Source organism: Streptomyces sp. P17, assembly GCF_032436805.1.
In the GTDB taxonomy this organism is placed as follows: Bacteria; Actinomycetota; Actinomycetes; order Streptomycetales; family Streptomycetaceae; genus Streptomyces.
On record NZ_JAVRBF010000004.1, the window covers coordinates 151,808 to 164,494 of the forward strand.

Here is a 12,687-nt window from a genome sequence, read left to right on the forward strand (position 1 = left end):
GGGACTCATGCCGCTTCCCGTGCCCGTGCTGCCGGAGGGTGTCGACCCGGCCTGGCTGCCGCCCGGCGCCTTCCGGCCGCTCGGCAGCCGGGGGATCCTGATCCGCGGATCGGGTCCGCTGGTGGACACGGTGCACCGTGAAGTGGCGCAGGCCTGTGCCCGGTTCGGGGGAAGCGTCGAGCGCGACGCCTCCCCCGAACCGTGCGACCTGGTGCTGGAGCTGACCGGCGAGGACGGGAGCGAGGCGTTCGCCTTCGAGCGCGGCGACGGCTGTACGAGAGTCACCGCGTCCGGCCAACGCGGGCTCCTCTACGGCCTGTTCCATGTCGTACGGCTCGGCGAGGACGCCTTCCGGGGCGAGCGGCCACGGCAGAGGTACCGCCCCGCGGCGGGGCTGCGGATGCTGGACCACTGGGACAACGTGGCCGTGCATCCGGTGATGGGCCAGGTGGAGCGCGGCTACTCCGGCGGCTCCCTGTTCTGGCGGGACGGACGGGCGCGCGGCGATGTGGAGCGGGTGCGGGTCTACGGCAGGCTGCTGGCGGCCTGCGGGATCAATGCCGTGGCCGTCAACAATGTCAATGTGCACGAGACCGAGGCCCGGCTGCTGACCGAGCGGATCGGTGAGGTGGCCCGGATCGCCGACGCGCTCAGGCCGTACGGGATCAGCACGCATCTGTCGGTGACCTTCGCCGCGCCGATCGTGCTCGGGGGCCTGGACACGGCCGATCCGCTGGACGCCCGGGTGCGGCGGTGGTGGGAACGGGCGACCGCCGATGTGTACGCGGCGATACCGGACTTCGGCGGGTACGTGGTCAAGGCGGACTCCGAGGGCCGGCCGGGCCCGTTCGCGTACGGCCGCAGCCATGCCGACGGCGCGAACATGCTGGCGGCCGCGCTGGCCCCGTACGGCGGCACGGTCCGCTGGCGGGCGTTCGTCTACGACCACCGCCAGGACTGGCGGGACCGCTCGACGGACCGGGCGCGGGCCGCGTACGGCCATTTCCGGCCGCTGGACGGGGAGTTCGCCGAGAACGCGGTGCTCCAGGTGAAGCACGGGCCGATGGACTTCCAGGTGCGCGAGCCCGTCTCGCCGCTGATCGGCGCGATGCCGGACACCCGGCTCGCGGTGGAGCTGCAGGTCACGCAGGAGTACACCGGGCAGCAGCGGCATGTGTGCTGGCTCGGTCCGATGTGGAGCGAGGTTCTGCGGTTCCGCCCCGACGGCACCCACCGGGTCGGAGAGCTGGCCGACGGTCTGGTCGCCGTGTCCAACGCCGGTGACGACCCCTTCTGGACCGGGCATCCGCTGGCCCAGGCCAACCTGTACACCGTCGGGCGGCTGGCCTGGGACCCGGGCGCCGATCCGGGCACGGTGCTGGACGAGTGGATCCGGCTGACCTTCCCGGACGCCCCCGAGCGGCTCGTCGGCGGGCTGCACGCCGTGCTCGACGGCTCCTGGCGGACGTACGAGAAGTACACCGCGCCGCTCGGGGTGGGGTTCATGGTGCAGCCGGGGCACCACTACGGGCCGAGCGTGGACGGCTACGAGTACAGCCCCTGGGGCACGTATCACTTCGCCGACCGGGACGGCGTCGGCGTGGACCGGAGCGCGGCGACCGGCACCGGGTACGCGGCGCAGTACGCCAAGCCCTGGGCCGAGGTCTACGAGTCGTCGTCGTCCTGCCCCGACGAGCTGCTGCTGTTCTTCCACCATGTGCCGTACGGGCATGGGCTGCGCAGTGGGAAGACGGTGATCCAGCACATCTACGACACGCACTTCGAGGGCGTGGAGGAGGTGGAGACGGCCCGGGAGGTGTGGGCCTCGCTGAACGGGCTTGTCGATCCGGCGCGCCATGCGCGGGTGGCGGAGCGGTTCGAGGAGCAGCTTCGCAGTGCGCGCGAGTGGCGCGATCAGATCAACAGCTACTTCCTGCGCAAGTCCGGGGTGCCGGACGCACAGGGCAGGGTCATCTACTGAAGCCGCAGGACGGCCACGCCGAGCAGGTCGAGGGTGAACGGGGCGTGTTCCTCGACCCGTTTTCCGGTCAGCAGGTCGGTGGCGGTCGCCGTCGCCGTCAACCGGGCCGCTTCCGCAGCGTGGTTGAGGACGAACAGCAGGTGAGTGCCGTCGGGGGCCACCCGGGTCGCGGTCTCCACCTCCGGCCGGTCGGCGTAGGGGCCGAGCAGGCCGTGGCGGGTGAGGATGCGGCGTACGACCCAGTCCACGCCGGGCCGCTCCAAGGCGGTGGCGACGTACCAGGCCTCGCCCCTGCCCGCCTTGTTGCGGGTGACGGCGGGGGTGCCCGCATAGAAGTCGGTGCCGTAGGTGCCGATCGGGGTGGCGCCGCGCAACTGGACGAGCTCGAAGACCAGGCGTGCCTCGCAGGCCAGTTCGCCGAACCGGACGGTCTGCGCGAACTCCGGCGGGCGGGCGTCCCATTCGTCGACGCGGATGCCCATGAGCGGGGCGAGCGGGCCGGGGACGTCGGTGAGGAAGGCGCGGTCGTGGAGGTCGACGCGGCCGGAGAGGAAGGTGGCGAGAACGGTTCCGCCGCGTGCGGCGACCTCCTCCAGGCGGGTGGGCAGGTCGTCCTTGACCATGTGCAGGACGGGGGCGAGGACCACGTCGTACGGGGTGAGGTCGGCGGTGACCGGGACGACGTCCACGTCGGCGCCGGCCTCGCGGACGGCCCGGTAGTAGGCGTGCACGGTGTCCTGGTACTTCACCAGCCGGGAGGGGCCGTCCGACATCTACAGGGCCCACCAGCTGTCCCAGTCGAACAGCAGCGCGGTGCGGGCGGGGGTGCGGGCGCCGAGGGCTGGCCGTAGCGGTGCCGGCGGCCCTCGAAGTCGGTGCGGTTGACCTCGGGGTGGCGTCTGGCGAGCCAGGGCGGCAGCGCCGCGGTGCCGGTGGCGAGGCAGACCTTGCGGTTCTCGGCTGCCGCCCGGTCGAGGGTGCGGTCCAGGACGGTGAAGTCGTAGGTGTCCTCGGCGGGTTGGGTGAGCGACCAGGAGAAGACGCCGACGGTGAGGGTGTCGATCCGGGCCTGGTCGAACAGCCGGTGGTCGTCGTCCCACACCGGCTCCGGCCACTGCTCCGGGTTGTAGTCACCGCCGTGACGGATCTTGTCGGTCATGCGGTGAAGTCCTCCTGGGCCTCGGCGATCACCGGGCGCGCGGCGTGCAGCAGGGACAGCAGCAGCGGGGCGGTGAGCAGCGCGGCCATGGCCTCGGTCAGCAGAGCGGTCAGTCCGCCGGCCAGGACGAGCAGGGAGGCGGCGGCGAGGGTGGACCGGCCGTGCCGGAACAGGAAGTACGCGGCGAGCCGGGCTGTGTCGCGAGTGCGGAAGGCGAAGAGGGAGGCGAGGACGAGGGCGTGCGCGCCCCACAGGAGGGAGGCGAGGCCGATGGCCGCGAGCAGCAGCGCCCACCAGCCGGGCAGGCCGGTGGCGGAGAAGTGGGTGAGCGTGAAGGCGATGACCGTCAGCCAGCCCAGCAGGGGCGCCCACAGCTTCAGCGCCGGGAGCGCGTTGAGCCGCCAGCCGCGCCCGTAGGTGCGGGCCGGGTGGAGGTCGGCGAGGTCGCGGTCGCGGTGGTGGAGGGCGTAGACGGCGGCGGAGAGGGCGGGGCCCAGCGGGACCAGGCAGGCGGCGGCGAGGGGGAGGTTCGAGGTGTCCGGGCCCAGCAGGAGCAGACCTGCCAGACCCGGCGCGGACGCCACGATGAACAGCGCCTCGACCGTGACGAGGGTGTGGATCAGGGCGGCGGCTCGGGAGAGCGGTCCGACGCCGAACGAGACCGAGGGCGCGCTCATCCGGGCTGCCTTCCCAGCAGCCGGCCCTCGTCCGACCAGGGCGGACTCTCGTCCACGACCGGGCTGACCTCGACGAGCGTCACCTCGTTCCGCCCCAGCGTCAGATCGAGCGTCACCCGCCCGTCCGCCACCGGCAGCCGCAGGTGCCGGCGCCCCGGCTCGGCCGCCTCGTGCAGTACGGCGAGCTGGTGCGCGTCGGGTGAGCGGGGGCTGCCCATCCGCTGCCAGGCGGTACGGGCGTTGCCGTACTCCTCGTCCACGGTGGACCGGCGTACGAAGGCCTCCCAGGAGCCCATGGGCACGTGCAGGCGCAGCCGGTGCCGGGAGGGCCCGGGAGTCTCGCCGCTCGCGTCGACGGGCGCCCAGGCGAGGACGGTGACACGACCGTCGGCGTGCCGTGTCACCAGGTGGTCCTCGCCCCGGGCGAGCAGGTCGGGGCCCATGCGGGCCATGAAGGCGTAGAGGTGGTACGTCGGTTTCCGCACCTGGCGGTGGGTGAGGAGCCCGAAGCCGCCGTGGAAGAGCGCGGTGGGGACGCCGGCCTCCTCGAACATGTCGCTGAACGTCCAGTAGGAGAAGGAGTCGGCGTGGTCGCCGCCGTGAGCGAGGACGGGGGCGAGGTAGGCGGCGTTGAACGCGGTGTCGTGGACGGGGTTGTCGGGGCAGTAGGAGGAGTTGAACTCGGTGATGTGGACGGGGAGTCCGGCGAGCCGGGTGCCCTTGAGGCGTTCGCGGGGCGTGGCGAACTGCTGCAGCAGGTGCTCCGCGGGCGCGAGCGTCTGGTACGAGCCGAACGGAACGTGCTGGGCCGGGCCGGAGGTGTAGGCGTGCTTCGAGACGAAGTCGACCGGCACATCCCGCTCTTCGACGAACTCGGCGAATCGGTCGAGCCATTCGTCGGCCCCCGGCGAGATCGCGGGACCGCCGACCTGGAGGGAGGCGTCCACCTCCTTCACGGCGGCCGCGGTCACCTCGTACAGCCGGTGGTACGCCTTCTCGTCGGCGTTCTCCCAGAAGTCCGGCAGGTTGGGCTCGTTCCACACCTCGATGGGCCAGGTGCGGACCTCGTCGAGGCCGTAGCGGTCGACGAGGTGCGAGACGGTGGCCTTGACGAGGTCGGCCCACTCCTGGTGCGAGCGGGGCGGGGTGACATTGCCCCGCCACCAGAACACCGTCCGCTCCCCCGAGGCCAACTCGGCGGGCATGAAGCCGAGTTCCAAAAACGGCCGGATGCCGAGGCCGAGATACGCGTCGATCACCTGGTCGACGTAGGTGAACGAGTGATGGACGCGCCGGGTGCCCTCCCACTCGTACCGCCGGTAGACCCCCATGCCGTCGCTGAGCAGCCCGTGTCCCCGGATGTACCGGAAGCCGATGTCGCGCTGTATCAGCGCGAGCGAGTCCTGGTAGTCGCGGCGCAGGGCGAGTTCGATGCGGCCGGTGCCGACGCAGTGGCGCCAGGCTTCGGGGAGCCGGCCGGACGGTTCGGCGGGGATGCGGATCACCCGTTCTCCTTCCTGAAGCGCTCGTAGGCCTTGTTGTGCAGGTCGACGAGCTGTTCCATGTTCTTCGCCTTCAACTCGGCGACAAAGGCGCCCCATTCGGACAGCGGGCGGTTGCCGAGGACGAACTTGAGCGTGTTCTGGATGACGTGGTCCTTGAGCGGGGTGTCCCAGAGGGTGGCCTGCTCCTGCTCCATGGACTGCAGCGGGTGCGCGGGGTCGATGGGGAGCTGCTCGCGCTGGGACATGGCGTCCTGGAACTTCTTCTCGTCCGGGCTGAAGGAGGAGGAGACGAGGGCCCAGCTGCCGCCGTAGGTGAAGACGCCGTTGAAGAAGCCGTAGTCCTTCTGGAGGTCCTTGGGGGCGTCCGGGTCGGAGCCCATCAGGCTGATGCCGGACTTGAGCGCGGGAGTGCCGCCGGACTCGGTGTAGGTGACGCCCTCGACGCCCCACTTGCAGAGCTTCTGGCCCTCGTCCGAGTACCAGAGCCAGTCCACGAACTGCATCATCGCGACGAAGGTGTCGCTCTTGAGGGCCTTGCTGGAGACCATGACACCGTTCTCGAGACGGGCCCCGCCGATCACCACGGGGCCCGCCGGGCCGAGCGGTACGGGCACCATCTCGATCTTCGCGCCCTTGACCTGCTTCTCCAGGTTGTAGCGGTAGTTCTGCACCAGCTCCTGGGAGTTGGCGCTGATCACATACGACTTCTCGGCGAGGAGTTTCTGCACGGCCTGGTCGTCCTGCTGGGTGAAGCTCTCCGGGTCGAGCAGCTTCTCGGCGACGATCTTCCGCAGGAACTCGACCATCTGGCGGTAGCTGTCCGTGGCGGCGGTGAAGACGAACTTCTGCGCCTTGGCGTCGAAGCTGATGTTGTCGTACGTCCAGCCCGCCTTGGCCCCGTACGACTGGCCGAGGTAGCTGAACAACGCACCGCACGGGAAAGGGGTGTTGGTGGACCAGCGGTCGGTCCACGGGTATTTGTCCGGGTACTCCTCCTTGAGCGCCTTCAGGACGTCGTGGACCTCGTCCCATGTCGTCGGCAGGGTCAGGCCGAGCTTGTCGAGGACGTCGGTGCGGAAGGACAGGGAGTAGCCGGACTTGACCTTCTCGTGCAGACCGGGCAGCAGGTAGTACTTGCCGTCGGACTGGCGTATGGAGTCCAGCTCGGGTTCGAGCTGCCACTTCTTCACCTTGTCGCGGTAGTTGGGCATCAGGTGGACGTACTCGCCGACCGGGAGGATCGCGCCCGACGAGACGAAGGCGACCTCGGAGGGGTGGTACGTCTTCGGGATCAGGAAGGGGGCGTCGCCCGCGCCGATGAGGACGCTGCGCTTCTTCTCGTAGTCGGCGAGGGGCACGTCGACGGGCTTCAGGGTGATGCCGGTGCGCTGGGCGACCTCCTTCCAGAACAGCCAGTCCTTCTTCGTCGGGTAGACCGGGTTGTTGTTGTGCAGGAGCGAGAAGGACAGCGGCTTGGCGGCCTTGAACTGCTGTCCGGCGCGGTACTCCTTCATCGCCCCGTTCTGCTTCTTCGACAGGTCCTTGGGGTCGCCTCCGTCGTCGCCGCTGCCGCAGGCGGTGAGGGTGGCGAGGCCGACGAAACCCGCGGCGGAGAGAATCTGACGCCGCGACAGTTGTCCTGAGTTGTCCACAAGTACTCCCTTGTTAGCCCTTGACCGCGCCGAGCATCACGCCCGAGACGAAGTAGCGCTGGACGAACGGGTACACACACAGGATCGGCAGCGCGGTGAGCACGATGGTGACGGCCTGGATGTTCGCCCCGACCTGGCTGAGCTGCTCGGTTCCGGCCCCCGCGCTGGAGCCTCCGGTGGCGCCCTGGATGAGGTTGCGCAAGTACACGGTGACCGGCATCAGATCCGTCTGGTCCATGTAGAGGAAGGCGCTGAACCAGGAGTTCCAGAAGGACACCGAGTAGAAGAGCACCATCGTGGCGACGACCGCCTTGGACAGCGGCAGCACGATCCTGAGCAGGATGCCGTAGGTGCTCAGACCGTCGATCTGCGCGGCCTCCTCCAGCTCGGTCGGCAGGCTCTCGAAGAAGGCCTTCATCACCAGGAGGTTGAAGACGCTGATCGCGTTGGGCAGGGCGATCGCCCAGACGCTGTTCTTCAGACCGAGGCTGGTGATCAGGACGTAGTTGGGGATGAGCCCGCCGGTGAAGAACATCGTGAACACGGCGATGCCGACGAGGAGCCCGCGCCCCTTGAGCTGCTTCTTCGACAGGACATAGGCGTAACAGGTCGTCAGCACCATGGCCACGGCGGTCGCCACGGCCGTGTAGAGCACGGTGTTGCCGTAGTTGCGCCAGAACATCGAGTCCTGGAAGACGATCTCGTACGTGGTGAGGTTGAAGCCCTTGGGCCACAGGGTGACTTCACCGGCCCGGATCTGGCGCTCCCCGCTGAACGACCTCGCGATGATGTTGAGGAAGGGATACAGGGTCACGACCACGACGAGGGTGAGGATCACCCCGTTGACGCCCTGGAAGACCCGGTAGGAACGGCTCGGCTTCACCACAGGCTGGTCCCCACTGTGCGGCGCGAGAGCGTGTTGGCGGACGTGATCAGGACCAGGCCGATGACCGCCTCGAACAGGCCGATGGCGGCGGCGTAGCTGAAGCTGTTGGACTCGACACCGGTCCGGTAGACGTACGTCGAGATCACATCGGAGGTCTGGTACGTCAGCGGGTTGTACAGCAGCAGGACCTTCTCGAAGCCGACCGCGAGGAAGGTGCCGACGTTCAGGATCAGCAGCGTGATCATGGTGGGCCGGATGCCCGGCAGGGTGACATGCCGGATCTGCTGCCAGCGGCCCGCGCCGTCGATGCGGGCGGCCTCGTAGAGGTCCTCGTCGATCGTGGTGAGCGCGGCGAGGTAGAGAATCGTGCCCCAGCCGGCGGTCTGCCAGATCTCCGAGCCGACGTAGATCGTGCGGAACCACTCGGGTTCCTGGATGAACCGGATCGGGTCGTGCCCGAACCAGCCGAGCACACGGTTGACCGGACCGTCGGTGGCGAGCATCTGCAGGGTGATACCGGCGACGATCACGATCGACAGAAAGTGCGGAAGGTACGACACCGACTGCACGAACCGCTTCAGGGACCGCCGGCGCACCTCGTTGAGCAGCAGCGCGAGCACGATCGGGATCGGGAAGCAGAAGACCAGGGTGAGACCGCCGAGCCACAGGGTGTTCCGGAACACCTGCCAGAAGGTGGGATCGGAGAGGAACATCTCCACATAGCGCAGGCCCACCCACCGCTCACCGAAGATCGACCCGCCCGGCTCGAAGCGGCGGAAGGCGATCACATTGCCGAGCATCGGCAGATAGCGGAACACCAGGAAGAACAGCAAGGGCAGCACGGCCAGCGAGTACAGCTGCCAGTCGCGGCGCAGCGCGGAACGGGAGCGGGTGCTCAAACTCGGTCTCCTGTACGGGGGATGGGGAACCGAAACTTTCGAGCTCTTACCGGTAACTTCGCGGCAACTTAGAGGGCGTCAGAAAGCGCTGTCAATGGGTGTGACACCCGTCGAGCATGGAGTTGAAGCCCGCACATCCGGGGTAGTTGTCGAATGTCAGGCGCTTTGATCTCCGCAAGTTTCCATCCGTGGACCGATTCCTGCGAGGTGCCCGTGTCCGACCTGTCCCTGGCGGAACTGGAGCGCTATCGCCCCGAGCCCGAGGAGCCCGTCGGCTTCGACGAGTTCTGGGCGGCCACGCTCAAGGAGTCCACCCAGTGCGAGGTGTTGGCGTCGGTGTGCCCGGTGAGCACCGGCCTGCGCCTGACCGAGACCTGGGACGTGACGTTCCGCGGGTTCGCGGGCAACCCCGTGCGGGCATGGTTCAGCCGCCCGGCCGAGACACCCGAACCGCTGCCCGCCGTGGTCGAGTTCGCCGGTTACGGCCGCGGCCGCGGGCTCCCCCACGAGCGCCTGACCTGGGTGAACGCGGGATATGCGCATCTGCTGATGGACAATCGCGGCCAGGGCGACCAGTACGGCAACGGCGGCGCCACCCCCGACCCGCACGCCACCGCCCCGGGCGGACCGGGTCCCGCGGTGCGCGGGCTGCTGTCCCCGCGGGACTACCACTACCGGCGGCTGATCACCGACGCGGTGCGTGCGGTGGCCGCGGTGCGGTACCTGCCCGGCGTGGACGCCGGGCGCGTCGCCGCCGTCGGCAACAGCCAGGGCGGCGGTCTCGCCCTGGCCGTGGCCGGCCTGGTCCCGGATCTGGCGGCGGCCCTGGTCACCGCCCCGCTGCTGTGCGGCATCCGAAGGGCCCTGGACCTCACGGACCAGGGCCCCTACGGCGAGATCGCCGCATATCTCTCGGTCCACCGGGGCGCCGAGGGCGCCGCGTACGACACCCTCGCCCATGTGGAGGGCGTCTTTTTCGCCCGCCGCGCCCGGGCCCCGGCCCACTTCGGCGTCGGCCTGCGTGACACGGTGTGCCCGCCGAGCGGGGCGTTTCAACCACTACGCCGAACTGACCGGCACAGCACCGCGCAAGGAGATCCACGCCTACCCTTTCAACGGGCACGAGGGCGGGGACGCGGTGCATGTGCGTGGCCAACTCGATTGGCTGGCCGAGGTGTTGGAGGTCAGCCGAGAGCCAGTGTGAACACGTGGAGGTTCCCGTCCCTCGGCAACCCGACGCTCGCGATGGTCTTGCCCTCCGGCGCCGTGAAGGGCCGGGTGGCGAACACATACGTGGCCACCGGATCGCGATGCGCGCCCGCGACATTCCGGTACGCCGTCCTCGCGACGACCTCGTTGCCGTACTGGACGCTGCCGCTGCCGCCGCCGATGGTCCAGTCGGTGAAGGCGAGGGGGATCGTGCCGGTGGTGCCGTCGGTGTAGGTGACGGTCGCCTCTGCCTGCCGACTGCCGTTGACCGCGCTGCCGAGGAAGGACAACTGCGCGATGCCTTCCGGCAGTCGGATGCGCCGGCCGCTTGCCGAGGCGTTGTCCGGTCTGTCAGGACCATGACATTCAGGTCCGCTCCGTCAAGTACGGTCCGTGCGGATGCGTGTGTGCGGATGCGTGGGGTGGGAGCGGTCCTGGGGCGGGTTCCGGTCCACCGTACATGGGAGCGCTCCCACCTCACTTGGTTCGCAAAATAGCGCTGTGGGGCGTGGTTGTAAACGGGGGCGCACATGCGTCAAGCGTGTGCCGTGGCATCGCCGGTTCGGGTGGCGGTACCTTCGTACTTACGATCACGCCGCGTGTCGGCGTCCAGACTGGCGGCCATGGGAGCAGTGATGACCACACCCCAGCGGGGACCGGCCACCGAGGACACCTGGATGTTCCCGCCGCTCCATGGCTGGACCTTTGACCAGGTCAAGCACTTGGAGCTGCCCTTCGACTGGGAACTCGTGGACGGAGTGATCGTGGCTCGTGGGCAGGCCAGCGTCTTGCACAACGAAGTGAGGGACGGCCTCCGCGACGCGCTCAAGGCCGCCATTGTTGCGCCGTATCGGGTTCTGACCGAGCAATGCGTGCGGGTGGACGACCGGAATACTCCCAAGCCCGATGTGATCGTCTATGACCGTCGGAAGTTGAACCTCCCAGGATGCGATTGCATCCCCGTGCACAAGGTCACCCTCGCGGTGGAGGTCGTTTCCCCCGGCTCTCGCCAGGTCGACCGGGTACACAAACCAGCGCTCTTCGCTGCCAACAAAGTCCCTTACTACTGGCGCGTGGAAATGGACCGGGAGCAGAGGGTCGCAGTGCACGAGTATTGGCTCAATGCGGACACCCTCTCGTACTTCCCCGCTCCGGGTCACCCGGTGCACCACAACAAGCTCGTCACCGAACTGCCGTTCCCCGTAGAGAACGACCTCGACGCCCTCGTCGACATCTGACCGCCCTCCGTATTCGTACGGCTTCATCTGGCCAGGGCGTACGCGAGCAACGGTGTGGCCCTGGCCGCGCTGACCGAGGACCTCGAGGACCGGGCGTTCTACACGGTGTTCCAGCAGAACGGGCTTGCCCTGGTGGAGATGCACCTGGGGCACCTGAAGACCGCCCTGAAGCTGGTGGCCGAGGGCGTGGACCGGCTGAACCGCGAGACGCACCCGGACAAGTACCGGCTGCACAAGTCCGTCCTGATCCACAACCGGGCCAATGTCTACGCGGGCATGGGGATGCTCAAGGAGAGCACGGCGGACTTCGACACGGTGATCGCCCTCGATCCCCACTACCCCGAGTACTACCTGGACCGCGGCAATATGCACCGCCGCCTCGGTGACGACCAGGCGGCGCTGACGGACTACGAGACGGCGATGAAGATGGGTCCGCCGTTCCCCGAGCTGTACTACAACCGCGGGGACGTCCGTGCCGCCCACGGTGATCTCGAAGGCGCCGTGGCTGACTTCGGCTACGCCCTGGAGCTGGAGCCCGGTCATCTGGACTCGCGGATCAACCACGCCTCGCTGCTGCTGGAGTCGGGCCACTTGACCGAGGCCGCGGCGTCGGTGGCGGAAGGGCTGCGACTGCACCCGGACAGCGCTCATCTGCTGTGCACCCAGGGCCTGTTGGCCTTGGAGCGGGGCGACGCCGACACCGCGCGCGACTCGTTCGACGCCGCTCTGAAGGCCGACCCCGAGCTGTACCAGGCGCTGGTCAACCAGGCGCTGGCGACGGTCGTGTGCAGCCGGTACGCGGTCGTCCCGGCGGGTGACCACAGCGTGGTCATCGGACTGGTGGAGCACGCCGATGTCACCGACGGCGCTCCGCTGCTGTACTACGACCGCGGCTACCACACCTTGTTCGCCCCGGGCGACCCGCTCTGACCCTCGGCTTCCGCCCCTCTGCGCGGCGGTCGCTCCGCGCTCGTCTGCCAGGCCTCGGTCACCGCCGAGGCCATGCAGCTGGGCAGGGCGTGCAAGGTGTGGGCGAGCCGGGAGACCAGTCCGACGAGGGGCGGCGTGCCGGGGGCCCGGGCGACGGCGGGCGGTACGCCGTAGCGGTCGATCAGGTCGCCGACCAGGGCCTCGGCCCGCTCGCGCAGCGCGCGGGCCCGTAACCCCCGCAGATGCCCGGCCGCGGTACCGAACTCCCGCTCGTACGCGATCAGCAGATACTCCGGGGGGATGCGGTGCCCCCGCTCGTAGTCGAGGAGCCCGCTGTGCGAGCCGAGGCCGAGCCGGCGCGCCAGTGAGCGCAGCGACAGGCCCTGCTCAAGGCGGCACTGGTACAGGGCGGCCCCCAGCACAAGGGCGGAGCCGAGGTCGTTCCCGCGCGGAGTCTCGCCGGCCTTGCGGACCATGTCCACCCCCGTGGAGTCGCCGCAGAGCGGTGCGGCACGGTGGAGTATGGCAATGCTGTGAAGGATTCGTCACGA

9 protein-coding genes and 3 pseudogenes are annotated in these 12,687 nt (G+C 69.1%); 4 read left to right on the forward strand and 8 right to left on the reverse strand.

The annotated features are described in order from the left end of the window. Positions 1–7 precede the first annotated feature (7 nt). Positions 8–1,981 (forward strand): alpha-glucuronidase, encoded by a 1,974-nt coding sequence (locus tag RMT89_RS03875; RefSeq protein ID WP_315882479.1) that lies wholly within the window; start codon positions 8–10, stop codon positions 1,979–1,981. Here the strand turns inward: RMT89_RS03875 and RMT89_RS03880 are convergent. The 6 genes and pseudogenes from RMT89_RS03880 to RMT89_RS03905 all read right to left on the reverse strand — a co-directional run bounded on the left by RMT89_RS03880 (position 1,975) and on the right by RMT89_RS03905 (position 8,759). Then, positions 1,975–3,140: pseudogene (locus RMT89_RS03880) on the reverse strand (beta-galactosidase trimerization domain-containing protein). The gene RMT89_RS03875 and the pseudogene RMT89_RS03880 sit on opposite strands and share 7 nt — an antisense overlap. After that, the gene (locus RMT89_RS03885; protein WP_315882480.1) at positions 3,137–3,817 is read right to left on the reverse strand and encodes a hypothetical protein; all 681 of its coding nucleotides are present in this window, start codon (positions 3,815–3,817) and stop codon (positions 3,137–3,139) included. Before RMT89_RS03885 ends, RMT89_RS03880 begins: the two are co-directional and overlap by 4 nt. After that, entirely contained in the window at positions 3,814–5,322 is a 1,509-nt protein-coding gene (locus tag RMT89_RS03890; protein WP_315882481.1) for a GH39 family glycosyl hydrolase, read from the reverse strand. Before RMT89_RS03890 ends, RMT89_RS03885 begins: the two co-directional genes overlap by 4 nt. Next, a complete protein-coding gene (locus tag RMT89_RS03895; RefSeq protein ID WP_315882482.1) occupies positions 5,319–6,974 on the reverse strand; it encodes an extracellular solute-binding protein in 1,656 nt (551 codons plus the stop codon). The genes RMT89_RS03890 and RMT89_RS03895 overlap by 4 nt, the downstream gene beginning before the upstream one ends. Positions 6,975–6,987: 13 nt before the next feature. Beyond that, positions 6,988–7,860 (reverse strand): carbohydrate ABC transporter permease, encoded by an 873-nt coding sequence (locus RMT89_RS03900; RefSeq protein WP_315882483.1) that lies wholly within the window; start codon positions 7,858–7,860, stop codon positions 6,988–6,990. Next, positions 7,854–8,759 (reverse strand): ABC transporter permease subunit, encoded by a 906-nt coding sequence (locus RMT89_RS03905; protein ID WP_315882484.1) that lies wholly within the window; start codon positions 8,757–8,759, stop codon positions 7,854–7,856. The genes RMT89_RS03900 and RMT89_RS03905 overlap by 7 nt, the downstream gene beginning before the upstream one ends. 207 nt (positions 8,760–8,966) lie before the next feature. Between RMT89_RS03905 and RMT89_RS03910 the strand changes: the two are divergent. Further along, positions 8,967–9,963, forward strand: a pseudogene (locus RMT89_RS03910) (acetylxylan esterase). On the opposite strand, the pseudogene RMT89_RS03915 reads toward RMT89_RS03910, so the two are convergent. Beyond that, positions 9,944–10,318: pseudogene (locus RMT89_RS03915) on the reverse strand (glycoside hydrolase family 92 protein); the annotation flags it as partial. The pseudogenes RMT89_RS03910 and RMT89_RS03915 overlap by 20 nt on opposite strands. Positions 10,319–10,603: 285 nt before the next feature. Here RMT89_RS03915 and RMT89_RS03920 point away from each other — a divergent pair. Together RMT89_RS03920 and RMT89_RS03925 are read left to right on the forward strand one after the other, a co-directional pair. Continuing rightward, positions 10,604–11,206 carry a Uma2 family endonuclease gene (locus tag RMT89_RS03920; RefSeq protein WP_315882485.1) on the forward strand — a complete coding sequence of 201 codons (603 nt, stop codon included), beginning with the start codon at positions 10,604–10,606 and terminating at the stop codon, positions 11,204–11,206. A 54-nt stretch (positions 11,207–11,260) separates the two neighbouring features. After that, complete coding sequence (locus RMT89_RS03925; protein WP_315882486.1) at positions 11,261–12,136, forward strand: tetratricopeptide repeat protein; 876 nt, start codon at positions 11,261–11,263, stop codon at positions 12,134–12,136. On the opposite strand, the gene RMT89_RS03930 is transcribed toward RMT89_RS03925, so the two are convergent. Continuing rightward, on the reverse strand, positions 12,100–12,612 hold the full coding sequence (locus tag RMT89_RS03930) for a helix-turn-helix transcriptional regulator (RefSeq protein WP_315882487.1): 513 nt from the start codon (positions 12,610–12,612) through the stop codon (positions 12,100–12,102). The genes RMT89_RS03925 and RMT89_RS03930 overlap by 37 nt on opposite strands. Positions 12,613–12,687: the final 75 nt, after the last annotated feature.

Excerpts from the sequence above, each read along its gene's own strand:
- RMT89_RS03875 (WP_315882479.1), top strand. The coding sequence starts at position 8 with ATGCCGCTTCCCGTGCCCGTGCTGCCGGAGGGTGTCGACCCGGCCTGG.
- RMT89_RS03885 (WP_315882480.1), bottom strand. The coding sequence starts at position 3,817 with ATGAGCGCGCCCTCGGTCTCGTTCGGCGTCGGACCGCTCTCCCGAGCC.
- RMT89_RS03920 (WP_315882485.1), top strand. The coding sequence starts at position 10,604 with ATGACCACACCCCAGCGGGGACCGGCCACCGAGGACACCTGGATGTTC.
- RMT89_RS03930 (WP_315882487.1), bottom strand. The coding sequence starts at position 12,612 with ATGGTCCGCAAGGCCGGCGAGACTCCGCGCGGGAACGACCTCGGCTCC.